This window comes from Hoeflea sp. AS16 (genome assembly GCF_038900095.1).
GTDB lineage: Bacteria > Pseudomonadota > Alphaproteobacteria > Rhizobiales > Rhizobiaceae > Hoeflea.
The window spans coordinates 78,186-99,542 of the sequence record NZ_JBBMQQ010000013.1; the positions used below are offsets into that span (position 1 = coordinate 78,186).

General features: G+C 61.7%; 23 protein-coding genes and 1 tRNA gene. 13 read left to right on the forward strand and 11 right to left on the reverse strand.

What is annotated here, in order from left to right; genetic code table 11:
- Window positions 1-18: 18 nt before the first annotated feature.
- From WNY80_RS21460 to dapD, 4 genes are all read right to left on the reverse strand, one after another.
- Window positions 19-621, reverse strand: coding sequence for a hypothetical protein (locus WNY80_RS21460; RefSeq protein ID WP_342889452.1), 603 nt, complete (start codon window positions 619-621; stop codon window positions 19-21).
- A gap of 2 nt (window positions 622-623) precedes the next feature.
- Window positions 624-1,832, reverse strand: a complete 1,209-nt coding sequence (dapE, locus tag WNY80_RS21465; protein ID WP_342889453.1) for a succinyl-diaminopimelate desuccinylase — start codon at window positions 1,830-1,832, stop codon at window positions 624-626.
- A 65-nt stretch (window positions 1,833-1,897) separates the two neighbouring features.
- Window positions 1,898-2,278, reverse strand: a complete 381-nt coding sequence (locus WNY80_RS21470; RefSeq protein WP_342889454.1) for a DUF805 domain-containing protein — start codon at window positions 2,276-2,278, stop codon at window positions 1,898-1,900.
- A gap of 7 nt (window positions 2,279-2,285) precedes the next feature.
- A complete protein-coding gene (gene dapD / locus WNY80_RS21475) occupies window positions 2,286-3,140 on the reverse strand; it encodes a 2,3,4,5-tetrahydropyridine-2,6-dicarboxylate N-succinyltransferase (RefSeq protein ID WP_342889455.1) in 855 nt (284 codons plus the stop codon).
- Window positions 3,141-3,288: 148 nt separating this feature from the next.
- Here dapD and WNY80_RS21480 point away from each other — a divergent pair, with 148 nt between their 5' ends.
- A complete protein-coding gene (locus WNY80_RS21480; protein ID WP_342889456.1) occupies window positions 3,289-4,143 on the forward strand; it encodes an LOG family protein in 855 nt (284 codons plus the stop codon).
- A gap of 57 nt (window positions 4,144-4,200) precedes the next feature.
- Here the strand turns inward: WNY80_RS21480 and WNY80_RS21485 are convergent, their stop codons facing one another.
- Window positions 4,201-4,806, reverse strand: a complete 606-nt coding sequence (locus tag WNY80_RS21485) for a hypothetical protein (RefSeq protein ID WP_342889457.1) — start codon at window positions 4,804-4,806, stop codon at window positions 4,201-4,203.
- A 133-nt stretch (window positions 4,807-4,939) separates the two neighbouring features.
- The gene (locus WNY80_RS21490) at window positions 4,940-5,647 is read right to left on the reverse strand and encodes a pyrimidine 5'-nucleotidase (RefSeq protein WP_342889458.1); all 708 of its coding nucleotides are present in this window, start codon (window positions 5,645-5,647) and stop codon (window positions 4,940-4,942) included.
- Window positions 5,648-5,798: 151 nt separating this feature from the next.
- On the opposite strand from WNY80_RS21490, the gene WNY80_RS21495 reads away from it, so the two are divergent.
- The 3 genes from WNY80_RS21495 (at window position 5,799) to WNY80_RS21505 (ending at window position 9,072) form a co-directional block, all read left to right on the forward strand.
- A complete protein-coding gene (locus tag WNY80_RS21495) occupies window positions 5,799-6,617 on the forward strand; it encodes a GGDEF domain-containing protein (RefSeq protein ID WP_342889459.1) in 819 nt (272 codons plus the stop codon).
- Window positions 6,618-6,774: 157 nt separating this feature from the next.
- On the forward strand, window positions 6,775-7,677 hold the full coding sequence (locus WNY80_RS21500) for a DMT family transporter (protein WP_342889460.1): 903 nt from the start codon (window positions 6,775-6,777) through the stop codon (window positions 7,675-7,677).
- A gap of 66 nt (window positions 7,678-7,743) precedes the next feature.
- On the forward strand, window positions 7,744-9,072 hold the full coding sequence (locus tag WNY80_RS21505) for an alpha/beta hydrolase (protein WP_342889484.1): 1,329 nt from the start codon (window positions 7,744-7,746) through the stop codon (window positions 9,070-9,072).
- 30 nt (window positions 9,073-9,102) lie between these two features.
- Here WNY80_RS21505 and argB read toward each other — a convergent pair whose 3' ends face one another.
- Window positions 9,103-9,999, reverse strand: coding sequence for an acetylglutamate kinase (argB, locus tag WNY80_RS21510; RefSeq protein ID WP_342889461.1), 897 nt, complete (start codon window positions 9,997-9,999; stop codon window positions 9,103-9,105).
- Between the two features lie 179 nt (window positions 10,000-10,178).
- Here argB and WNY80_RS21515 point away from each other — a divergent pair, with 179 nt between their 5' ends.
- The 4 genes from WNY80_RS21515 to msrB all read left to right on the forward strand — a co-directional run bounded on the left by WNY80_RS21515 (window position 10,179) and on the right by msrB (window position 12,813).
- A complete protein-coding gene (locus WNY80_RS21515; protein WP_342889462.1) occupies window positions 10,179-10,718 on the forward strand; it encodes a sigma-70 family RNA polymerase sigma factor in 540 nt (179 codons plus the stop codon).
- The gene (locus WNY80_RS21520; RefSeq protein ID WP_342889463.1) at window positions 10,715-11,416 is read left to right on the forward strand and encodes an anti-sigma factor; all 702 of its coding nucleotides are present in this window, start codon (window positions 10,715-10,717) and stop codon (window positions 11,414-11,416) included. Before WNY80_RS21515 ends, WNY80_RS21520 begins: the two co-directional genes overlap by 4 nt.
- 126 nt (window positions 11,417-11,542) lie before the next feature.
- The gene (locus tag WNY80_RS21525; protein ID WP_342889464.1) at window positions 11,543-12,109 is read left to right on the forward strand and encodes a fasciclin domain-containing protein; all 567 of its coding nucleotides are present in this window, start codon (window positions 11,543-11,545) and stop codon (window positions 12,107-12,109) included.
- Window positions 12,110-12,306: 197 nt separating this feature from the next.
- Window positions 12,307-12,813 (forward strand): peptide-methionine (R)-S-oxide reductase MsrB, encoded by a 507-nt coding sequence (gene msrB / locus WNY80_RS21530; RefSeq protein WP_342889465.1) that lies wholly within the window; start codon window positions 12,307-12,309, stop codon window positions 12,811-12,813.
- A 22-nt stretch (window positions 12,814-12,835) separates the two neighbouring features.
- Here the strand turns inward: msrB and yihA are convergent, their stop codons facing one another.
- Genes yihA through rpmH form a run of 4 tightly spaced genes read right to left on the reverse strand, consistent with a single transcriptional unit; the run spans window position 12,836 to window position 15,974 of the window.
- Window positions 12,836-13,513 carry a ribosome biogenesis GTP-binding protein YihA/YsxC gene (yihA, locus tag WNY80_RS21535; RefSeq protein ID WP_342889466.1) on the reverse strand — a complete coding sequence of 226 codons (678 nt, stop codon included), beginning with the start codon at window positions 13,511-13,513 and terminating at the stop codon, window positions 12,836-12,838.
- A gap of 21 nt (window positions 13,514-13,534) precedes the next feature.
- A complete protein-coding gene (gene yidC, locus WNY80_RS21540) occupies window positions 13,535-15,355 on the reverse strand; it encodes a membrane protein insertase YidC (RefSeq protein WP_342889467.1) in 1,821 nt (606 codons plus the stop codon).
- Window positions 15,356-15,358: 3 nt separating this feature from the next.
- Window positions 15,359-15,802: a ribonuclease P protein component gene (rnpA, locus tag WNY80_RS21545; protein WP_342889468.1), complete on the reverse strand. Its 444-nt coding sequence runs from the start codon at window positions 15,800-15,802 to the stop codon at window positions 15,359-15,361.
- A 34-nt stretch (window positions 15,803-15,836) separates the two neighbouring features.
- Window positions 15,837-15,974: a 50S ribosomal protein L34 gene (gene rpmH, locus WNY80_RS21550; RefSeq protein WP_342889469.1), complete on the reverse strand. Its 138-nt coding sequence runs from the start codon at window positions 15,972-15,974 to the stop codon at window positions 15,837-15,839.
- A 345-nt stretch (window positions 15,975-16,319) separates the two neighbouring features.
- On the opposite strand from rpmH, the gene WNY80_RS21555 reads away from it, so the two are divergent.
- The 5 genes from WNY80_RS21555 to WNY80_RS21575 all read left to right on the forward strand — a co-directional run bounded on the left by WNY80_RS21555 (window position 16,320) and on the right by WNY80_RS21575 (window position 21,353).
- A complete protein-coding gene (locus WNY80_RS21555) occupies window positions 16,320-17,135 on the forward strand; it encodes a DUF547 domain-containing protein (RefSeq protein WP_342889470.1) in 816 nt (271 codons plus the stop codon).
- Window positions 17,136-17,298: 163 nt separating this feature from the next.
- Window positions 17,299-18,078: a TVP38/TMEM64 family protein gene (locus tag WNY80_RS21560; RefSeq protein WP_342889471.1), complete on the forward strand. Its 780-nt coding sequence runs from the start codon at window positions 17,299-17,301 to the stop codon at window positions 18,076-18,078.
- A gap of 52 nt (window positions 18,079-18,130) precedes the next feature.
- Window positions 18,131-19,561 (forward strand): FAD-dependent oxidoreductase, encoded by a 1,431-nt coding sequence (locus tag WNY80_RS21565; protein ID WP_342889472.1) that lies wholly within the window; start codon window positions 18,131-18,133, stop codon window positions 19,559-19,561.
- A gap of 84 nt (window positions 19,562-19,645) precedes the next feature.
- Window positions 19,646-21,064, forward strand: coding sequence for a HAMP domain-containing sensor histidine kinase (locus WNY80_RS21570; protein ID WP_342889485.1), 1,419 nt, complete (start codon window positions 19,646-19,648; stop codon window positions 21,062-21,064).
- A gap of 212 nt (window positions 21,065-21,276) precedes the next feature.
- Window positions 21,277-21,353 (forward strand) — tRNA-Arg (locus tag WNY80_RS21575).
- Window positions 21,354-21,357: the final 4 nt, after the last annotated feature.

Consider the following 21,357-nt stretch of genomic DNA (forward strand, 5'->3'; position numbering starts at 1 on the left):
TGAAGCAGGAGCCCGGTGTCAGCGGGTCAGTGCGCTGAAGGCGATTTCCGAAATGGTCAACCCGGCGATCACCATCATCAGGCTGATGAAGATGGTGATCATCAGGTCACCCTCGACGCACATGCGGATCACCCGGTAGTAAAGCCAGATGACAGCGGCATAGACAGCCAGCGAGATGAATGCGTTGGCCGTATCGGAGACCGGCGCCAGGTAACGCAGAGCGGCAGGGAAAAACCCGATATAGGCCGATAGAAGCCCGAACCAGTTGTTGACGACAACCAGCCGTGAGGCTTTGGCGGAGAGACCGAACAGCTGGCTCACGGCCAGCAGAAGCAGGGCCGGAAGAACCCACGCGACGACGTCGAACCCGGTTGAGACGAAGAAGAACCTGAACAGCCCTTGCGCTGTTTCAGGCCGGGTTTCAGGCGCCGCGCGCCATATCCCGGTCCACAGGAAGCACTGGACCGGCCAGGCCCAGAAAAAAGCTCCGAACGAGCGCCAGAAGCCATCCGGCGAGGTGTCGAAAAGGCGCAGGCCGTCGCGGTTGCCCAGGATCAGGTAGAACAGCCCGGCCAGCGACCGGCCGGCCTCCAGCCGGGTAGGAACGGGACCCCCTGCCAAGTTCAGCGCGCCTCCGTTTCGGATGCCCGGCGCTCGAACCAGCGCTCGATGAACAGCTCGTAAATGCCGGTCAGGCTTTCCAGGTCGCTGAGCGCCACTCGCTCATCGACCATGTGCATGGTCTTGCCGACAAGACCGAACTCGACGACGGGGCAGTAATCCTTGATGAAGCGTGCATCCGAAGTGCCGCCGGTGGTCGACAGGGCCGGCGTCTTGCCTGTCGCTTCCGCAACGGCGTCCGACAGCGCTTCGATCAGCGCATTGTCCCGCGTCAGGAACGACGGGGACGAGCGCGCGTCAAACTCGACGCTGTAGCGCACCGGGCCGCGCCCGGGCCGCAGTCCGGCTTCGCCTGCCGCCCGTTCAAGCCGCGAGCGCAACTCGTTCGCCAGGCTTTCGGCGGTCCAGATGTCGTTGAACCGGATGTTGAAACGGGCGGTTGTCCGCGCCGGGATCACATTGGTGGCCGCATTGCCCGTGTCGATGCTGGTGATTTCAAGATTGGACGGTGGAAAGCGCTCATTGCCGGCATCAAGTGGCGGGTCAAGCAACGCATCGGCCAGCTTGATCAGGCCGCGCAGCGGATTGTCGGCCAGGTGCGGATAGGCGACATGGCCCTGGATACCTTCGACCGTGAGCGTTCCCGACAGCGAACCGCGCCGGCCGATCTTGATCATGTCTCCCATCTGTTCCGGATTGGTCGGCTCGCCGACCACCGCCGCATCCCATTGCTCGCCCTTGGTTTTCGCATAGCCCAGCAGTTTTTCGGTGCCGTTGACCGAAGGGCCTTCCTCGTCGCCGGTGATCAGTAGCGACACCGAGCCTTCGGGCGCGCCACGGCGTTCGATATATCGCGCCAGTGCGGAGACGAAGCAGGCAATGCCGCCCTTCATGTCGACCGCGCCGCGACCGTACATTTCACCATCGACGATTTCGGCGCTGAAGGGCCCTTGCGTCCAGGCCTCCTTGTCGCCCACCGGCACCACGTCGGTGTGGCCTGCAAACATCAGGTGTGGCCCGCTCGAGCCCAGCCGTGAATACAGGTTCTCCACATCCGCCGTGCCCTCCTCGGAGAAGGTCACACGGTCATTGGTAAAACCAAGCTGGCCCAGCATATCGCCCAGAGTGGTCAGGGCGCCGCCCTCTTCGGGGGTCACCGAGGGGCAGCGGATCAGTGCGGCAAGTGTTTGTGTCGGATCGGTAAGTTTCATGCTTCGTGATTAGACGATTGGTCCGAAGCTGTCGACTGGTCGCGACGGCTGAAAAAACCGGCCGCTCAATATCCCGGCAAATCCGGTGCCGGGCCATGCGTGTTGGGTCCCTTGACCGAGGGCCACAGCATGATGATCAGCAACATGAAGAACGATGCGCCGGGAATGACCAGCACGCCGACAAGTATGCCGGGCAGACCGGCATCGTGCAGCCGCTTGATGCTCATCACCGCGATGGACCAGGCCGCAGCCAGAAAGCTGAAGATGATGCCGAACCCCGCCGCGGTCATCACACCGCTGTCGGGATCGGCCCCGACCGCCACCGAAACCGGTACCGACATCACCGCAATCCAGAACAGCAGCGCCCATGCATAGGCCCGGCGCGACAGCCGGCCGGACACGCTGAACAGAAGCCAGCGCATGCCGGAGCCGGGCCGCCGCGCCATGAGGGGCTTAGTCCCTGAGCAGGTCGTTGATGCCGGTCTTGGACCGGGTCTGCGCGTCGACCGTCTTGACGATCACGGCACAATAGAGGTTCGGCGCGGCCGCGCCGTTGCCCATCGTGCCCGAGGTCGGCATCGAGCCTGCCACCACCACCGAGTAGGGCGGCACTTCCCCGTAGCTGATCTCGCCGGTCATCCGGTTGACGATGCGCGTCGACTTGCCGATGTAGACACCCATGCCCAGCACCGAGCCTTCGCGGATGATGCAGCCCTCGACGACTTCCGAACGTGCGCCGATGAAGCAATTGTCCTCGATGATGGTCGGACCTGCCTGCAGTGGTTCGAGGACACCTCCGATGCCGACGCCGCCCGACAGGTGAACGTTCTTGCCGATCTGGGCGCAGGAGCCGACCGTCGCCCAGCCGTCGACCATGGTGCCTTCATCGACATAGGCGCCGAGATTGACGAAGGAGGGCATCAGCACGACGTTCTTGCCGATGAACGAGCCGCGGCGGACGATCGAGCCGGGAACGGCGCGGAAACCGGAACGTTCGAATTCATTGGCGCTCCAGCCTTCGAACTTGGATGGCACCTTGTCCCACCAGACCGCCTCGCCGGGGCCGCCCTTGATCACTTCCATCGGGTTGAGCCGGAACGACAGCAGCACCGCCTTCTTGAGCCACTGGTTGACGGTCCATGTGCCGTCATCACCGCGCGAGGCAACACGGGCTTCGCCGAGGTCGAGCAGGTTGAGCGCTGTCTCGACCGCATCGCGCACTTCGCCGCGGGTTGATGTGGACACCGCATCACGGTTGTCAAATGCGGCTTCGATCGTGCGGGCGAGGGCGTCCAAATCATGTTTCATCGTGGCGATTCCTTAAGGTTCAACGTCTAGTGTGGGCGGACATGGCGATATCAAGCCGGGCCGCCAGCGCCGTTGCACTTCTCCTAAGCGAGGCTGGGCACGGGGTCAATTCCGGTCCGCTACGCCAACGCCAAACGGGAAACTGCAGATGAATGCCAAACGTACAAACCAGGTCTGGGATCCGCTAGCTGACAGCCGTCAGGACAAGCTTCGCGCCGACCGTCAGCCCAGAACCCGGCAAAGCACGTCGCCGGCCTACCGGCTGGCCTATGCCGACGAGGATTTTCTGTGCCGCGAGGAGCTCAGGCCTGTGCGCTTGCAGCTGGAACTGCTCAAGCCGGAAATGATTCTCATGGAGGCGGGAATCCGCTCGACCGTGGTGATGTTCGGCGGCGCACGCATTCCCGAACCAGGCAAGGAACCCTGGGCCGCCAAGAACGAGACCCAGGCGAAAAACCTGACTGCGGCTTCCCGCTACTACGACGAGGCCCGCGCCTTCGCCCGGCTGTGCTCAACCCATTCCCTGGCGACACAGGGCCAGGAGTTCGTCGTCTGCACCGGAGGCGGGCCGGGCGTGATGGAAGCGAGCAACCGCGGCGCCCATGATGTCGGCGCGGCCTCGATCGGTCTCAACGTCGTGCTGCCGCATGAACAGGCGCCCAATGAATATGTGACGCCGGAGTTCAGCCTGAATTTCCACTATTTTGCCATCCGCAAGATGCATTTCCTGATGCGCGCCAAGGCGATCACGATTTTTCCCGGCGGTTTTGGAACCATGGACGAGCTGTTTGAAACGCTCACCCTGATCCAGACCGGCCGCATGGAGCATGTGCCGCTGATCCTGTTCGGGTCGGAATTCTGGAATGCCATCATCGATTTTCAGGCACTGGCCGATTTCGGCACCATCTCGCCGGGCGATCTCGACCTGCTCAATTTCGTCGATACCGCTGATGAAGCCTGGTCGGTCATCTCCGGCCATTACGGCATCGCCACCTCCGCATGAAAAAGCCAGGCCGGATGCAAATCCGGCCTGGCTCTCGTTCGGGATGATCCGGAAGGATCAGTTGTTGTCGCTGCGGTCGCGGTAGAAGTCGGTGATATCGATCTTCTTGTCGCCATTGCGGTCGAACCGGTCGAACATCTTGGCGTCGGCGGAGCTGAATTCCTCCAGGCTGATCTCGCCGTTCTTGTCGGTATCCAGACGCTCGAGTTTCATGCCGCCGCGGTGATCGCCCTTGCCTTCGCCGTGACGCTTGCCGTGACCTTTGCCGTCATGCTTGCCGGCCATCTTGCCGTCACGATCGCCATGCTTGCCCATCTTGTCGCCGTCCTTCATGGCACCGTCGTCCATCGACTGGCGTTCGGCACGGCGCTCTTCGCGGTTCTGCTTGCGCAATTCCTTGCGCATGTCGCCAAAGGCCTTGAGCTCATCCTTGCTCAGCGAACCGGACTTGTCGGTATCGGCGCTTTCAAACATGGCAAGGCGGTGCGCCGAGACTTCTTCAAGCGTGACAGAGCCGTCGCGGTCAGCATCGAACCGGTCCATCATGCGTTCGATGCGGGGGCCATGCCGGGGGCCGTCGCCCTTGCCTTGAGCGGCCATTGCCGGAACGGCGACGGAGGCAATCAGGGCTGCGGCGAGGGTGGCGAGAATTGTTTTCTTCATGATCAGGTCCTTTGACTGGGAGGGCAGGTCTTGTCTGCCTCCACAATGTGGTGGCTGCCACCGGCAACCACCACTTAAAGCCCTGTAATGTAGATTAAACTTCGGAAAGGTTTGGAAACCGCCGAAAGAAGGATCAGGCCACGATCCGGCTCAGGAAGGCCGGCAGGTCGTCGGTGACATGATCGATATGCTCGCCGTCCTTGCCCTCGTGCTCCCAGACCTCGTCGAGAACCACGTCAAGGTTTTGCGGCACGATAAGCACCGTGCGCATCCCGAGCGCATGCGGGGCGAGCAGGTTGCGCGGCAAATCCTCAAACATCGCCGCCTTGTCCTTGTGCACGCCATGCCTGGCCAGAAACCTGTCATAGGTCTCGGGCGCCGGCTTGGGCAGAAGATCGGCGGCAACAATATCGAAAATGTCGTCGAAATGATCGAGAATCCCCAGCGCCTGCGCTGTGCGTTCGGCATGTGGCGTGTCGCCATTGGTGAAAATGAACTTGCGGCCCGGCAACGCCCTGATCGCCTCGCCGAGCGCCGGATCCGGCTTGACCCAGGAGTAGTCGATATCGTGAACCTTCTCGAGGAAGTCGTTCGGATCGATGCCGTGATGCATCATCAGGCCCTGCAGCGTGGTGCCGTGCTCCCGGTAATACTTTTTCTGAATTCCGCGGGCGGCGTCATGATCGAGCCCCAGCAGATTGCGCACATACTCGGTCATTTTCTTGTCGATCTGCGAGAACAGGTCGGTGTGACGCGGGTAGAGCGTGTTGTCGAGATCAAACACCCATTCGCTCACATGGGCAAAGGCTGCGGGATCGGGCAGGGCCGATTTGTGGGACATGAAAAACTCAATCCTGTTTTGAAAACGGCCGGTCTGGTTCAATCTGGAACATCGACGCCGATTGTAAACAGCAGATTTACCTAGTCTGTATACCCGCTGTCAAAACTATCCTGCGATGGATCGCGCGTTAGAACACCAGGAAGCGCCAACCATGCAATGCACCGGCAATACGCCGCCGATCTCGTTTGCCATGCTTCGAAAGATGATCCTGTTGACGGGAGGCTCGGTTGTCCTCTCGCTGATGATCACCGCAACGATCATTCTGCTGCTTGGCGAGACCGGAGCGTTGCCGCTGGGGCTGGCGATTGCAGGGTTCTGTCCGGTGCTGGTCACCCCGCCGGCAACCTATGTCTTTTGCCGGCAGACCATGGAGCTGCAGGCGGCGTACAAGGCGCTTGGTGAAGCGCATCGCAACCTCTCCGATATTCATGCCAGGCTGAAGACCGCCCATGAGGATCTCGAACATAGGGCAAGTCACGACGCGATGACCGGGCTAGCCAATCGTGACCGGTTTCTCTCCCACCTGTCTGAGCTCAAACGCCAGTCACACTCGGGCTATCTGCTGATGATCGACGCCGATCATTTCAAGCAGATCAACGATCTGCATGGCCACGACGCGGGCGACCGCGCCTTGCTGGCGGTGGGGCAGGCGATAGCCGGTTCGATCAGGCCCACGGATCTCGGTGCGCGGATTGGCGGCGAGGAGTTCGCCATCATCCTGCGCGGCTCCAGCGAGGAGGGCGCGGCGATGATCGCGGAGCGTGTTCGTGCCAATGTCGAGAACATCTCCCTCAGCACGGCCGACGGCACCCCGTTGCATGTCACGGTCAGCATCGGCGGCGCGGCCTTCGGACCGCAGTCACGGTCCAAGGAAGTCATGCGCCAGGCCGACAGCCAGCTCTACGAGGCCAAGCGCAGTGGCCGCAATCGCGTGGTCATGGCCACCGGCAAGGTGACGCGCGCGGCCTAGCGCATGGTTCTGTCATCTCATTTGCCCTCTGAGAGGCTTGTCGTGCGGCGCCAGCGGCTGCTAGAGGTCTGATATTGCTTCGGCAGGCCCGGCTTCGCTGTTTCGGAAGGCGGGCCGTGTCATCTCCGCCGCCTGAAACAGGATCTGCCGCGCCAAGATGGAAACATGGGTTCTCATAACCATTGCCGCCGCGTTCCTGCAGAACATACGGTCGGTGCTGCAGAAACACCTCAAGGGTGTGATGGGCACCAGTGGCGCGACTTTCGTCCGGTTTGGTTTCGGCGTTCCCTTTGCGATTGCCTTCGTGGCGCTGCTTGTCCTTGGTGTCGGATATCCGTTGCCCCGGCCAAATCTTCCGTTTTTTGGCTGGGTCATTCTCGCCGCCGTGGCCCAGATCACCGCCCAGGCTTTCATGATCCAGATGTTCAGTCACCGCAATTTCACGGTGGGCACCGCCTATTCCCGCACCGAGCCGGCCCAGGCGGCGTTGTTCGGACTGATTTTCCTCGGCGACCGGGTGAGCGCGGGAACCCTTGCCGCCATCGCCATCAGCCTGGTCGGCGTGGTCTTGATCTCTGTCGCCCGTTCCGGCGCCGGCGCATCGGCATTGCTGCGCTCTGTGTTCTCCCGCACTGCAGCCCTTGGGCTGGCTTCGGGAACCATCTTCGGCATCGCGGCTGTCGGTTACCGCGCCGCCTCGCTGTCGCTGGACGGGCCGAATTTCATGATGCAGGCCGCCGTTACCTTGCTTGTGGCCATCGTCCTGCAAACCGTCATCATGCTGGTCTGGATGGCGTTCAAATCCCCCGGTGAACTGGCAAGGGTCCGCGCGGCGTGGAAAATCTCCGCGATGGTTGGTCTGGTTGGCGCCACAGCATCATTTGGCTGGTTCATGGCGATGACGCTGCAAACCGCCGCCGCGGTCAAGGCCTTGGCACAGGTCGAAATGATTTTCACATTCGCCTCGTCGGTGCTAATCTTCAAGGAACACGTAAACAGGCTGGAAATTTTCGGCTGCATTCTGATTGTAGCGGGAATTCTGGTGCTGTTGCTGGTCTGAACTGCGGGATCGCGGCGGCGAGCGGTATGAAACCGGCCACACCATCAACGGGAACGGTAAATGTTCATGCCCGCCTGGCGCCTGCAGATAACGAAACTCCCTGTTCCACGCCTGAGGCAATCTGCGCGCGCGGGTTCGCTCTTGCTTGCGCTGTTCCTGGTAAGTTGCGCCAGCCCGCCGGAAGGTGTTCTGACGCCGGTCGCCCAGTCCTCGTCGGATGCGACCGAGGTGTCGATCATGGTCGCCACCACCCGTGCCCCCTCCGACAATCCCGGTCTGCTGTACTCCGGCGAACGCGGCGCCCGGATCGATTTCAACGAGCTTGTCGTCTCCATACCTCCCGCCAGCCGCCGCAAGATCGGCGAAGTCCAGTGGCCCAAGAAGATGCCGCCCGATCCGTCCCGGGATTTTGCCACGATTTCGGCCAAACAGATGGATTCCGTGGCCGAGGTTGAAGCCTGGTATGACAAGAACAGGTCGCCCAACGGCCGCCTGCTCATCTTTGTCCACGGTTTCAACACCCGCTACGAGAGTGCGGTCTATCGCTTTGCCCAGATCGCCCACGACAGCAACACCGACGCCACCCCGGTGATGTTCACCTGGCCTTCGCGCGGCAGTATCTTCGATTATGGCTACGACAAGGAAAGCACCAATTACTCGCGGTCAGCGCTTGAGCTGCTTCTGAGCGAGGCCGTGGCCGTGCCCGAGATCAAGGAAATCACCATCCTGGCCCATTCCATGGGCACCTGGCTGACGGTCGAATCGCTGAGGCAGATGGCGATACGCCGTGGCGGGATCCCGGCCAAGATCTCCAATGTCATCCTGGCGTCGCCTGATCTTGATGTGGATGTTTTCCATCAGCAGATCATCGACATGGGAGAAAAGCGCCCGAAATTCACGGTGTTTGTCTCCAAGGACGACCGGGCCTTGACCCTGTCGCGCAGGATCTCCGGAAACATCGACAGGCTTGGCCAGATCGACATCAGCAACCCGGTCTATCGCGAAGGTCTTGAACGCAGCGGGATTACGGTTCTTGATCTTTCCGCGCTGCAGGTCGGCGACAGCCTCAACCATTCCAAATTTGCCGAAAGTCCGGAAGTGGTCAAACTGCTTGGCCAGCGGCTGATCGACGGCCAGACCGTCACCAACCAGGATGTTGGCCTCGGCATGGAGCTTGGCGCCACGGCGATGACCCTGTCGAGTACCGTGGGGTCTGCCGCAGGCATGGCGATTACAGCTCCCATTGCCATTCTCGATCCGGCCTCGCGCGAAGCCTTCGAGGCGCAATCCAGGCGCTTTGGCCAGGGTCTCAGCGGCGGCGGGCTGATCCCGAACCTTTCCGGCCCGCTGCCCAAGGCTATGCGCTGCGGTCTGTCGACCGACAACTGCCGGTAAGGTCTGCGACAGGGAGTTTGGCTGATCTGATCAGGGAACCAGCAATGTTCCCGCGCCGTGGGCCGTGAACAGCTCCAGCAGCACCGCATGCGGGGTCTTGCCATTGAGGATGACCACGCCCTTCACACCGCGCTCGATCGCCTCGATGCAGGTCTCGACCTTGGGGATCATGCCGCCTGAAATCGTGCCGTCGGCAATCAGCGCCCTGGCTTCACTGACGGTCAGCTCGTCGATCAGCTTCTTGTCCTTGTCGAGAACACCCGGCACATCGGTCAGGAATAGCAGGCGCGAGGCTTCCACCGCGCCGGCAATGGCGCCGGCGAAAGTGTCTGCATTGATGTTGTAGGTATGGCCGTCACGGCCCGGCGCCACCGGTGCCAGCACCGGGATCATTTCCGACTTGGCAAGCAGATCGAGCAGGGTTCGGTCGACCTCCACCGGTTCGCCGACAAAGCCCAGGTCGAGAACCCGTTCGATGCTGGAATCGGGATCGATGAAGGTCTTCTGCGCCTTTTCGGCGTAGACCATGTTGCCGTCCTTGCCGCAAAGCCCGATCGCCCATTCGCCCTCGGCATTGATCAGCGCGACGATTTCCTTGTTGATCGACCCGGCCAGAACCATCTCGACGATCTCGACGGTCTTCTCGTCGGTAACCCGCAATCCGCCCTCGAATTTCGATTCAATGCCCATCTTCGCCAGCATTGCGCCGATCTGCGGGCCGCCGCCATGCACCACGATCGGGTTGACGCCCGATTGCTTGAGCAGGGCGATGTCCTGGGCGAAGGCCTTGCCGAGCGCGGCATTGCCCATGGCATGCCCGCCATATTTGACCACCACCGTCTTGTTCTCGTAGCGCTGCATGAAAGGCAGCGCTTCGGCGAGCAGGCGGGCCTGGGTGGCGGCGTCGTCGCTTGGAGTGTCAGGCATTGGCATGGCGTCCCGGTTTAGATTGCGCACAAGCGGCAAAAGGTCCGGCGCTGTTTAGCGGCAATCCGCACCGGCTTCAATGATTGTCACATCCAATCCGGGATTTTTGCCGTAAACAGCGCCAGCACGGCTTCAAACCGATGCCAATCGAGCGCAACAGCGGAGTCCCCGATCCTCACATGAGCCAAGATGACCTCTCCGGACTGATAGCGCGCACGGCGCTGGGCGATCGCCTGGCGTTCTCCTCGCTTTATTCGCAGACCAGCGCGAAACTTTTTGGCGTCGCGCTCCGTATTCTCAAGGACAGGGGCCAGGCCGAGGACGCGATCCAGGAGGTTTATGTCCGCATCTGGCGTCGCGCCGGCAGTTTCCGTGCCGATCAGGCGTCCGCCATGGCATGGCTCGTGACGATTGCCCGAAATCAGGCGATCGACCTGATCCGCGCCCGTCAGCCGGCCACGCTGGAGTATGACGATGCGCCCGATATTGCCGACCACGCGCCGGATCCGGAGGCCAGGGCGGCACTCAGCGGCGAAACCCGCCGTATCGAGGGTTGTCTCGGCGAGTTGGAAGCTGACAGGGCTGCAGCGGTTGTGGCAGCCTATATGGAGGGGTTGAGTTACCAAGAGCTGGCAGAGCAATATGCCGTGCCGCTCAACACAATGCGAACCTGGCTGCGCCGCAGCCTGATCAAACTGAGAGAGTGCATGAGCCGATGAGCACCGGTGCGCAAATACCTGACGATAATGCGCTTGCCGGCGAGTACGTGCTCGGCGTGCTGCCGCTTGCCGAGCGCCGCAGGGTCGAGGAGCGAATGGCCAGCGACAGCGGTTTCGCAACCCTGGTTGCCTCGTGGCAGGCGGATCTCTCGAGCCTCGACGATGCCTATCAGCCCGAAATGCCGCCATCAGGCGTGAAGGCACGGATTGACGCGCGCCTGTTTGCCGAAGCCGCGAAACCTGCGGGCGGGCTTTGGGGCTCACTGGTGTTCTGGCGCGGACTTGCCTTCGCCTCTGTCGCCGCTGCGGTGGCGTTCGGCATTTACACCAGCGATTTGGCAAGCCCTGCCGGTCCCGGCCAGGCTCCGGCATTGGTCGCCGAACTTGGCGCTCCGGGCAGTTCGGTCGGGTTGATTGCCGCGCTCGATCCGGCCGATGGTGCATTCACCATCACCCCGGCAGCCTTTTCGCCCGATGACGGCAAATCGCTCGAGTTGTGGCTGGTTCCGGGTGAGGGCGCGCCGGTTTCGCTCGGTCTGGTTCCCGGTGACGGTGGCCGGCTTGTGCTTGATCGCAACCTTGTCAGCCAGATATCTGACGGTGCCCTTCTTGCTGTCAGCATAGAGCCTTTGGGCGGCTCGCCCACCGGCGTCGCCACCGGTCCGGTGGTTCTCTCCGGCGCATTGGTCAAAAAATAGTTTGGGCGTCCTGAAACTAATCTCGCACAGCTCCCGTCTTCCTCTTTAACCGCCGCAAATACAGATGCGGCGGGTGATCAAAGGCCCGGATGATCCGGCCTGCAAACACGACAAAGAGGCTGACCTATGAAAAACACTCTTCGCTCCATTGCCGCCGCCGCTGTCCTTTTTTCCGGCGCAAGCCTGGCCCTCGCCGCAAGCCATGGCGGCAACAAGATGGTCGGCGGGGCTGAAATGTTCCCCGACAAGACCATCGTTGAAAACGCCGTCAACTCGGCGGATCACACCACGCTGGTCGCGGCCGTCAAGGCAGCCGGCCTGGTCGATACGTTGATGGGCGAAGGCCCGTTCACCGTGTTCGCACCGACCAATGCCGCCTTCGCGGCGCTGCCCGATGGCACTGTCGACACGCTGCTCAAGCCTGAAAACAAGGACCAGCTGACCAAGGTCCTGACCTGCCATGTCGTCGCTGCGGACGCGATGTCTGCGGCGATCATGAAGATGGTTGATGACGATGGCGGCGTGCATCCGGTCGAGACCGTTGGCGGCTGCATGCTCAACGTCTCCTACAAGGGCGACAAGATCATGATCGAAGACGAGACCGGTGGCGTGGCCAATGTCACCATCGCCGATGTGGACCAGTCCAACGGCGTCATTCACGTCATCGACAAGGTGCTTCTGCCCAAGGGCTGAACCTGACCGCCAGCCTTTCAAGGGCTGACATCAAGTCCGGGTACGTCGCAGCCCCTGCATCGAAAAATGCCGGCGTGCCGATCGGGCAGCCTCTCGCCCTTCGCGGGCGGGAGGCTCTCACGGGCAAGTGAAAACACGTGCTTGGTGTTTTTGATCGCCAGGCCCTAGCTTCCCGTTACCACAAGGAGAAACACGCCATGACAACGAAGACAGAAATAAGCCGCCGCGCGCTTCTGACTGCCGGCGTTGCCGGTGTGGCCCTGTCGATATTCGGCCGCAGGACCCCGGCCATAGCGTCGGAAGGCACGTTCGAGGTGATGCTGAGCGAAGATCAGTGGCGCGCGCGGCTGTCGAGGCAGGCGTTTGAGGTATTGCGCGAGGAAGCCACCGAGCGTCCTTTCTCCAGCCCTCTCAACGATGAGAAACGCGACGGCATGTTCCATTGTGCCGGCTGCGACCTGCCGGTCTATTCTTCCGAAACCAAATTCGACAGCGGTACCGGCTGGCCCAGTTTCTGGCAGTCTGAAGCGGGCGCCATCGGCACCAAGGAAGACCGCTCGCTGTTTTCCACCCGCACCGAAGTCCATTGCCGCCGTTGCGGCGGCCACTTCGGCCATATCTTTGATGACGGTCCGCAGCCCACCGGCAAGCGTCACTGTCTCAACGGTGTCGCGTTGAGTTTCAAGCCGGTCAAAAACGCCTGACTGTCTGACGGATTGTTGGCTGCTACAGCGTGATCGCCAGAGCGATCGCGACCCGCAGATCAGCGATGCCCGTGTTTTTCTCGGACGACGTGGCGATGATTTCCGGATAGGCCGCAGGCCGGCGCTTCAGCGCCGCCACTGTCTCCGACATCAGCCGCGGCACGCCCGCTTCCTTGATCTTGTCGGTCTTGGTCAGCACCACCTGGTAGGACATCGCTGCCTTGTCGAGCAGGTCCATCACGTCTTCGTCGTTCTTCTTGATGCCGTGACGGCTGTCGACCAGCAGGTAGACCCGCTTCAGCGTCGAGCGGCCGCGCATGTAGTCGAACACCAGCTTGGTCCACAGGTCGACCTGGTCCTTCGGTGCCTTGGCATAGCCGTAGCCCGGCATGTCGACCAGCGCCATCGGCGGCAGATCGTCCTCGGCGCCGGAGTAGCCCCCGGGTACGAAATAGTTGAGTTCCTGGGTGCGTCCGGGTGTGTTGGACGTCCGCGCCAGCCCATTGACGCCGACAAGCGCGTTGATCAGCGAGGACTTGCCGACATTGGACCGGCCGGCAAAGGCGATTTCCGGCGGGCCTTCAGGCGGCAGGAATTTCAGTGACGGCACGCCGCGGATGAACACCCACGGCCGCGTGAACAGCGTCGCCGAGAGTTCCTTGGCAGCCTGCGTTGCCGGATCTGCTGACAGTTGGGTCATCGCTCCGGCCTCCGCGTGCCGTCAGGTGGTTTTGTTTTTGGGTTTGAACAGGGCCGCGAGATTGTCCCACAGCTCGATCTTGGCACCCTGACGCTTCATGATCACGCCCTGCTGGATCACCGAAAGCGTGTTGTTCCACGCCCAGTAGATCACCAGGCCGGCCGGGAAGGTCGCCAGCATGAAGGTGAAGACCACCGGCATCCAGGTGAAGATCATCGCCTGGGTCGGATCCGGAGGCGTCGGGTTCATGCGCATCTGGATGAACATGGTGATGCCCATGATCAACGGCCAGACACCGATCATCAGGAAGGACGGCACGTCGTAAGGCAACAGGCCGAACAGGTTGAACAACGAGGTCGGGTCAGGCGCCGAAAGGTCCTTGATCCAGCCGAAGAACGGCGCATGCCGCATTTCGATGGTGATGTAGAGCACCTTGTAGAGCGAGAAGAACACCGGGATCTGCAACAGCACCGGCCAGCAGCCGGCAACCGGGTTGATCTTCTCTTTCTTGTAGAGCTCCATCATGCCCTGCTGCAGCGCCATCTTGTCGTCGCCATGCTTGGCTTTCAGCTCTTCGAGCTTCGGCTGCACCTTCTTCATGTTGGCCATCGACACGTAGGACTTGTTGGCCAGCGGGAAGAAGATCAGCTTGACGATAACGGTGGTGACCAGGATCGAAACCCCGAAATTGCCGAACATCTTGTAGAGGTAATCGATCAGCCAGAACATCGGCTTGGTCAGGAAGTAGAACCATCCCCAGTCGATCATCAGATCGAAGTTGAGAATGTTGTTCTCCTCCTGGTACTCGGCAATCACCGGAACTTCCTTGGCGCCGGCGAACACCAGCGTCTTGGATGTGACACTGCCGCCCGGTGCGATTGCCATCGAATCGGTCTTGAAGTCCGACTGGTAGCGCGCACGGCCGTCTGTGAAGTGGGCAAAGCGGGTCTCGAAGCCTGCGCCCTGCGGCGGGATCAGGGCTGCGGCCCAGTATTTGTCGGTAATCCCCATCCAGCCGGCAGTCGCCTTTGCGTGGACGATGACCGGGGTGTCCTCGACATCGGAATAGTCGACTTCCTGCAGCCCTTCCTCGCCAACGACGCCGATCAGGCCCTCATGCAGAACATAGATGCCCTGGGTCTTTGGCTTGAAGAAGCGGGTGACGCGGCCGTAGCCGGCAACGGATGCGGCTGCATCGCCGGAGTTGGCGATCGTGTCCTCGAAGCTGAACATGTAGTGCTCATCAACCGAGATGACGCGGGTGAACACGAGGCCCTGGCCATTGTCATAGGTCAGCGTCACAGGGGTGGTCGGGGTCAAAACCTGACCGGGCGCAGCTGTCCAGACTGTGTTGGGGCCGGGAGCCGGGCCGGACTGGGCCTCGGCGATGAAGCCCACTTCGGCAAAATAGCCATCCGCCATTGCGGCCGGGCTGAACAGCGTGATGTTCGGGCTCGTCGGGTCAATCGTCTCGCGATATTCCTTGAGCAGCAGATCATCGATGCGGGCGCCCGAAAGATTGATGGATCCGGAAAGCGACGGGGTGTCGATGCTGATCCGGCCGGTCTGGGCGACGGCATCTTCGCGCGACAGGCTTCCTGCCGGAGCCACAACCGTGCCGGGGATTGCGGCATCGCCGCCAGGCGCTGATCCGCTCACCGCGCCTGGAGCAGCGGCATTGCCGGTTCCCGTCGCTTGGGTCTGAGCCGGCTGCTGCGCCTGCAGTGCTTCTGCAGCCACGCGTTCACGCTCGATCTTCGGGCTGACATAGAGAAATTGCCAGGCGACAAGGACAAGCACCGACAAGAGAATTGCGACGAAATAATTGCGATTGTTTTCCATCACTCAATCCTGATGTTCAGGCTTCGATTGCCTGGTGTTCTGGTGTTGTCCGGTGCGCCGATCAGTCTCGACGCGCGCCTGTTGGGGCCGTTTCTGTCTGTCGGCATCTTTCACCCGCTCGGTGAGCGCGGTGATCAATCCGTCAAACGGTGCGCGCAGCGTATCCCTGCGCGCGACCACCACATAGTCATGTCCGGGCTTGAATGGAACCCCTGCCATGTGACGCACCACTTCTCTGAGGCGTCGGCGCATCCGGTTGCGCTCGACCGAATTGCCCTGCTTTTTCGTCACCGTAAAGCCGATGCGCGGGGCCTGGTCGGGTTCGCCCCGGTCGAGGGTTTCGAGCAGAAAATATGGTCCGCGCAGACGTTTGCCCTTCTGCACGGCGAGGAAATCCGGCCGGGTTTTAAGCCGCCCGGGTTTCTTGATGGTATCGTCCTGTGCCACGCGATCGTAGTCCTTCGCGGGCTGTCGTCGGCGCTTAAGCCGACAAACGACTGCGCCCGCGGGCGCGGCGAGCCTGGATGACCTTGCGGCCGCCCTTGGTAGCCATACGTGCACGGAAACCGTGACGGCGCTTGCGAACAAGCTTGGATGGTTGGTAAGTACGCTTTGGCATTTATTTTAATACCGCGGTGTGCGGCCCTTCTTGGAACATCTTGGTTTGGGTGTTCAGTCCGTCAAAACACGCTCCCGGAAACCGGAAGCTTCCACGGACGAGCGGCTTATAGGCGCGATCCCGGTCAAAAGTCAATGAGCCGCCCCTGCTTGCCTCCAACTTGAACAACGCTCCGGATGGAGCCGGTGCCCGGCTTTGTCCCGCGCACCCCGCATAAAATGCGAAAGTCCGGTCACGTGTGTTCACAAGCCGGTGACACCGCCCTTGCAGCTGTTGCCTCAGCCACTCCCCTGCGCCAAGTGCTTGCCCGACAAGCGCTGCACTTAACGGAGGAAAGCAACAGCCATGACCCTAGACCGCCGTACCCTCATCACCGGATCCCTCGGTCTTGCCGCCGTGACAGCGCTTTATCCCCTGGAGGCATCTGCCGCTTTGACCGGCTTTCGGCCCAAGGGACAGGCGGGTTTCGACCATTCGGCCTATGACGCGCTTCTCAAGGCCCACGTCAAGCCGGATGCGCGGGGATACAACCGGGTCGATTATCGCGGCGTGAAGGCAAAGCTGGATACCTTGCACGGATATATTGCCTCCCTGCAGGCGGCCAACCCGGCATCCCTTTCGCGCAACGAAGCGCACGCCTACTGGATCAATCTCTACAATGCCAAGACGCTTGAGGTTGTTGCCGAGGCTTACCCGGTGACCTCGATCAAGAAGATCAATCTCGGCGGATCCTTCCTGTTCGGCTCCGGTCCCTGGAAGGCCAGGATCCTCAACGTCGGCGGCACGGAGCTGTCACTTGACGAGGTCGAGCACGAAATCGTCCGCGCCATCTTCACCGATCCGATGTCTCATTACGGGCTCAACTGCGCGTCCTATTCCTGTCCCAATCTCGCCACCCGCGCCTTTACCGGCGCCAATGTCGATGCGCTTCTGCGCCAGAATGCGGTTGATTACGTCAACCACCCCCGTGGCGTGACGGTCGACAAGGGCCGCATCACAGCCTCCAAGATCTACTCCTGGTATGCCGGTGATTTCGGCGGCAAGGGCAAGCTCAAGGATCACTGGGTTTCGCTTGCAAACCCGCAGAAGGCGGCCCTGATCGCGCCCGCTTCGATTTCGGGCTATGAGTATGACTGGAGCATCAACGCGCTTGAGACCTGATGACGCAGGGTTCACGCCGCCGTGAGTTTTGTGCGTCCCGGGTTCACGCGAGTTTGGGAAATAGCGAGGGATTGTCATTGGCGGTACAAGCCGCATCCTTCTATTCATTCTCTGGAGCGATACTGCGGCAGCCCGGCCGCTGCAAACCAACTGGAGACCCGGCATGACCTCGCAATCCCCGACAGGCCAGATGGAAAAGGCCATGCCATGCGATCCGCAAGCGGCTTCAGCCACATGCAAGAAGCCGGCCTGGCGTCGGTACCTGCCATTGGCAATCATTCTTACCGGCTTGGTGAGCGCCTATGCGGCTGGCCTTCAGGATTACATTTCGCTCACGGTGCTGGCCGAGCAGCGTGACGCGCTCAAGCAGGTCGTCGCTGAACACCGCATTGCCTCGATCGTGGGCTATTTCGTGCTTTACGCTCTGGCCGTCGCCTTTGCCTTTCCCGCAGCCTCGATCCTGACGATCTTCGCCGGTTTTGTGTTCGGATGGTTCATCGCCGGCACCGTGACGGTCTTTGCCGCCACCACCGGCGCCGCCGCCATCTTCCTCGCCGCGAGGTCGGCCTTTGGCGATGTGCTGCGCAAGCGCGCTGGACCATTCGCTGCCAAACTCGCCGACGGCTTTGCCAAGGATGCATTCGGCTATCTGCTGGTGCTGCGTCTGGCTCCGGTGTTTCCGTTCTTCATCATCAACATTGCACCTGCTTTTTTCGACATCCGGCTGCGCACCTATGTGGCGGCGACGTTCCTCGGCATCATTCCCGGCACCTTCGCCTACACCTGGCTGGGGCAGGGCCTCGACAGCGTCATCGTCGCAGCCGCGGGCCGTGAAATTTCGATCTCCGACCTGGTGACGCCAGAAATAACCATTGCGTTTCTCGGCCTTGCAATCGTCGCGGCAATCCCCACCATAGTACGCAAGTTTCGCGCGCGCTCCTGAATCGAACCGGGGTCATCCCCCGCCTGCGTTCAAATCATACGGAAGACAGCTCATGAGCACCCCACTGACACCTGACATCTGCATCATCGGCGGTGGCTCGGGCGGCCTTTCGGTCGCTGCCGCCGCCGCCGCGTTCGGCGTTGACGTGGTTCTCATCGAAAAGGGCAAGATGGGCGGCGACTGTCTCAATTACGGCTGCGTGCCGTCCAAGGCGATGATTGCGGCGGCAAAGCACGCCCACGCTATCGCCGAAGCGCCCGATTTCGGTGTCACCGCGGGCGAGGCCAAGGTCAATTTCCGCAAGGTTCATGATCACATCCATTCGGTCATCGGCGCCATTGCCCCCAATGACTCCGTCGAACGCTTCCGCGCCATGGGCGTCAACGTGATCGAGGCCGAGGCCCGTTTCATCGACAAGTCCACCGTCATGGCCGGCCAGACCGAAATTCGCGCCCGGCGTTATGTCGTCGCCACCGGCTCGTCCGCCTTCGTGCCGCCGATCCCCGGCCTCGACACGGTCGACTACCTGACCAACGAAACCCTGTTCGAGCGCACCCGCGCGCCCAGGCATCTCATTGTCATTGGCGGCGGCCCGATCGGCATGGAAATGGCCCAGGCGCATCGCAGGCTTGGCGCCGAGGTCACCGTCGTCGAAGGGTTCAAGGCGCTGGGCAAGGATGATCCGGAACTGGCCGCGATCGTGCTCGAGAACATCCGGGCTGAAGGCGTCACCATTCATGAAGGCTCCAAGGTCACCTCAGTCGAAAAGCGTGGCAAGACCGGTGTCCGGGTCAATTATGAAACCGAGTCTGGCGAAGCCTATGTCGATGGCTCCGATGTGCTGGTTGCCGTCGGCCGCCTCGCCAATGTCGAGGGTCTGGGACTGGACGCCGCCGGCGTCGAGTACGACCGGCGCGGCATCAAGGTCGGCGCCAACCTGCGCTCGTCCAACAAGCGCATCTATGCCATCGGCGATGTCGCCGGCGGCCTGCAGTTCACCCATGTCGCGGGCTATCATGCCGGTCTGGTGGTGCAGCAGATCCTGTTCCGCATGCCGGCGAAGGAAAACCGCGACATCATTCCCTGGGCAACCTACACCGATCCCGAACTCGCCCATGTCGGCTTGACCGAGGAAGAGGCGGGCAAGCGCCATGGCGGCCGGATCTCGGTCCTGCGCTGGCCCTACGCCGAAAACGATCGCGCCCAGGCCGAGCGCAAGACAACCGGCCTGATCAAGCTGGTGGTCGACCGCAAGGCCCGCATTCTCGGCGTTTCCATCGCCGGTGCCGGGGCCGGGGAGATGATCAACATGTGGGCGCTTGCTGTGACCAATTCCATGACGCTGAAGGACGTGCGCGGCTACATTCCGCCCTATCCGACAATGGCCGAGATTGGAAAACGCGCCGCGGTTTCCTATTATACACCCTTGACCCGCAAGCCGTTCGTACGCTGGCTCGTGCGCTTCTTGAGGCGTTTTGGCTGAGGGATTCAATTCAGGGGCAGCAAAATGGCGGACACCGATCCAACCCAAACCGATCCGACCTGTGCCGGCAAAGTCCGCAGGGGGATGGGGCTTTCCTCGCGGCTGTTGTGGCTGACCATCCTTTTCGTGATGATCGCCGAAGTGCTGATCTTCGTGCCGTCGGTGGCCAACACCCGGATCCGCTGGCTGCAGGACCGGCTCAACACCGCCGCTGCGGCGGCCCTGGTGATTGATGGCGTCAACGAGATGGAGCTGCCCCAGCCGATCCAGAACGATGCGCTGATGGCCACCGGCACCAAGGCCATCGTCCTGCACAAGGACGGCACATCGCGGATGATCGCCAGCGCCGACATGCCGCCCGTCGTTACCCATTATTACGATCTGTCCGCCGTCACGCCGCTCAGCGCTGTCCGCGATGCCTTCGACACCATCCTGTTTGGCGGCGACCGGATAATCCGCGTCGAGGGCCTGGTGGGCGACAATCCCGACATGGTGATCGAGCTGGTGCTCGAAGACGCCCCGTTGCGCCATGCCATGCTGATCTACGGCCGCAACGTGTTCCTGCTGTCGGTGCTGATCTCCGTCATCACCGCGAGCCTGGTGTTCTTCTCCATCACCCGCATGCTGATCCGCCCGGTCCAGCGGGTCACCGAAAACATGAAGGCTTTCACCGAGGATCCGGAAAACCCCAACAACATCATCATCCCGAGCCCGCCGGTCGATGAACTGACCGCAGCCGAAGGCCACCTTGCCGACATGCAGACCCGGCTTCAGCAAACGCTGAAGGAACAGCGCCATCTCGCCGATCTCGGTCTCGCCGTCTCCAAGATCAACCACGACATGCGCAACATCCTCACATCGGCGCAACTGATGTCCGACCGGCTGGCAATGATCGATGACCCGATGGTCAAGCGTTTCGCGCCCAAGCTGCTGCGCACCATCGACCGGGCGGTGAGCTATTCCAGCGAGGTCCTGGCCTATGGCAAGGCGCGCGAGGCCAAGCCGCGCCGCCGCTTCCTCAACTTCGCCGCCCTTGCCCGCGAGGTCACCGAGATTGTCGCCGAGGAGACCGAGGCTGACATAAACTACGTGCTCGATATCGATGAGACACTGGAGATCGAGGCCGACAGCGACCAGCTGTTCCGGGTGATCTACAACCTGGTGCGCAATGCGGTTCAGGCCTTCGCCTCCGACCCGTCGGATGACCCGGCGCTGGTCCGCCGCATCACCCTGTCGGCAAGGCGCACGGGCTCTGTGGTGGAAATCCGGGTGAGCGACACCGGTCCGGGCCTGCCTGCCCGGGCACGCGAGAACCTGTTCCAGCCATTCCGCGGCTCGGCCCGCTCCGGCGGCACCGGGCTGGGGCTGGCGATTGCCCGTGAGCTGGTGCTTGCCCATGGCGGCTCGATCACGCTTGATGATTCCGTTTCGCAAGGCACCGCCTTCTGCATCGAGCTGCCCGACCAGCCGGTGCCGATCGACGGTTACCGGGCCCGCGCCTGAGTCGCATCTTGCGGCCCTGAGCCTGTCCGTCGATCACGCAGGCACGCAGGCGGCAGATGATCCTGCTGCTGCAACAAGCCGTTGTTTGCGCCTGCCGTTTCGGCCAACTGTGCGACAATTGCGCGACAATCGTTTTTTTCGTCAAATCCGCTTGCAATCCCCCGCTGTCCGTTTTAGGAGAACGCCTCGCAGGCAAACGACACCTGCAGCGCGCGCCCGTAGCTCAGCTGGATAGAGCACCAGACTACGAATCTGGGGGTCAGAGGTTCGAATCCTTTCGGGCGCGCCAATTT

Bases quoted from the DNA above. Each gene is read 5' to 3' on its own strand.
- WNY80_RS21560 (WP_342889471.1), top strand. From the start codon at position 17,299: ATGACCTCGCAATCCCCGACAGGCCAGATGGAAAAGGCCATGCCATGC.
- WNY80_RS21470 (WP_342889454.1), bottom strand. From the start codon at position 2,278: ATGGCGCGGCGGCCCGGCTCCGGCATGCGCTGGCTTCTGTTCAGCGTG.
- WNY80_RS21495 (WP_342889459.1), top strand. From the start codon at position 5,799: ATGCAATGCACCGGCAATACGCCGCCGATCTCGTTTGCCATGCTTCGA.
- WNY80_RS21485 (WP_342889457.1), bottom strand. From the start codon at position 4,806: ATGAAGAAAACAATTCTCGCCACCCTCGCCGCAGCCCTGATTGCCTCC.
- WNY80_RS21520 (WP_342889463.1), top strand. From the start codon at position 10,715: ATGAGCACCGGTGCGCAAATACCTGACGATAATGCGCTTGCCGGCGAG.
- WNY80_RS21500 (WP_342889460.1), top strand. From the start codon at position 6,775: ATGGAAACATGGGTTCTCATAACCATTGCCGCCGCGTTCCTGCAGAAC.
- WNY80_RS21525 (WP_342889464.1), top strand. From the start codon at position 11,543: ATGAAAAACACTCTTCGCTCCATTGCCGCCGCCGCTGTCCTTTTTTCC.
- WNY80_RS21505 (WP_342889484.1), top strand. From the start codon at position 7,744: ATGCCCGCCTGGCGCCTGCAGATAACGAAACTCCCTGTTCCACGCCTG.
- WNY80_RS21565 (WP_342889472.1), top strand. From the start codon at position 18,131: ATGAGCACCCCACTGACACCTGACATCTGCATCATCGGCGGTGGCTCG.
- dapE (WP_342889453.1), bottom strand. From the start codon at position 1,832: ATGAAACTTACCGATCCGACACAAACACTTGCCGCACTGATCCGCTGC.
- rpmH (WP_342889469.1), bottom strand. From the start codon at position 15,974: ATGCCAAAGCGTACTTACCAACCATCCAAGCTTGTTCGCAAGCGCCGT.
- WNY80_RS21490 (WP_342889458.1), bottom strand. From the start codon at position 5,647: ATGTCCCACAAATCGGCCCTGCCCGATCCCGCAGCCTTTGCCCATGTG.
- WNY80_RS21480 (WP_342889456.1), top strand. From the start codon at position 3,289: ATGAATGCCAAACGTACAAACCAGGTCTGGGATCCGCTAGCTGACAGC.
- argB (WP_342889461.1), bottom strand. From the start codon at position 9,999: ATGCCTGACACTCCAAGCGACGACGCCGCCACCCAGGCCCGCCTGCTC.
- yihA (WP_342889466.1), bottom strand. From the start codon at position 13,513: ATGACCCAACTGTCAGCAGATCCGGCAACGCAGGCTGCCAAGGAACTC.
- WNY80_RS21570 (WP_342889485.1), top strand. From the start codon at position 19,646: ATGGGGCTTTCCTCGCGGCTGTTGTGGCTGACCATCCTTTTCGTGATG.
- WNY80_RS21515 (WP_342889462.1), top strand. From the start codon at position 10,179: ATGAGCCAAGATGACCTCTCCGGACTGATAGCGCGCACGGCGCTGGGC.
- yidC (WP_342889467.1), bottom strand. From the start codon at position 15,355: ATGGAAAACAATCGCAATTATTTCGTCGCAATTCTCTTGTCGGTGCTT.
- WNY80_RS21555 (WP_342889470.1), top strand. From the start codon at position 16,320: ATGACCCTAGACCGCCGTACCCTCATCACCGGATCCCTCGGTCTTGCC.
- dapD (WP_342889455.1), bottom strand. From the start codon at position 3,140: ATGAAACATGATTTGGACGCCCTCGCCCGCACGATCGAAGCCGCATTT.
- msrB (WP_342889465.1), top strand. From the start codon at position 12,307: ATGACAACGAAGACAGAAATAAGCCGCCGCGCGCTTCTGACTGCCGGC.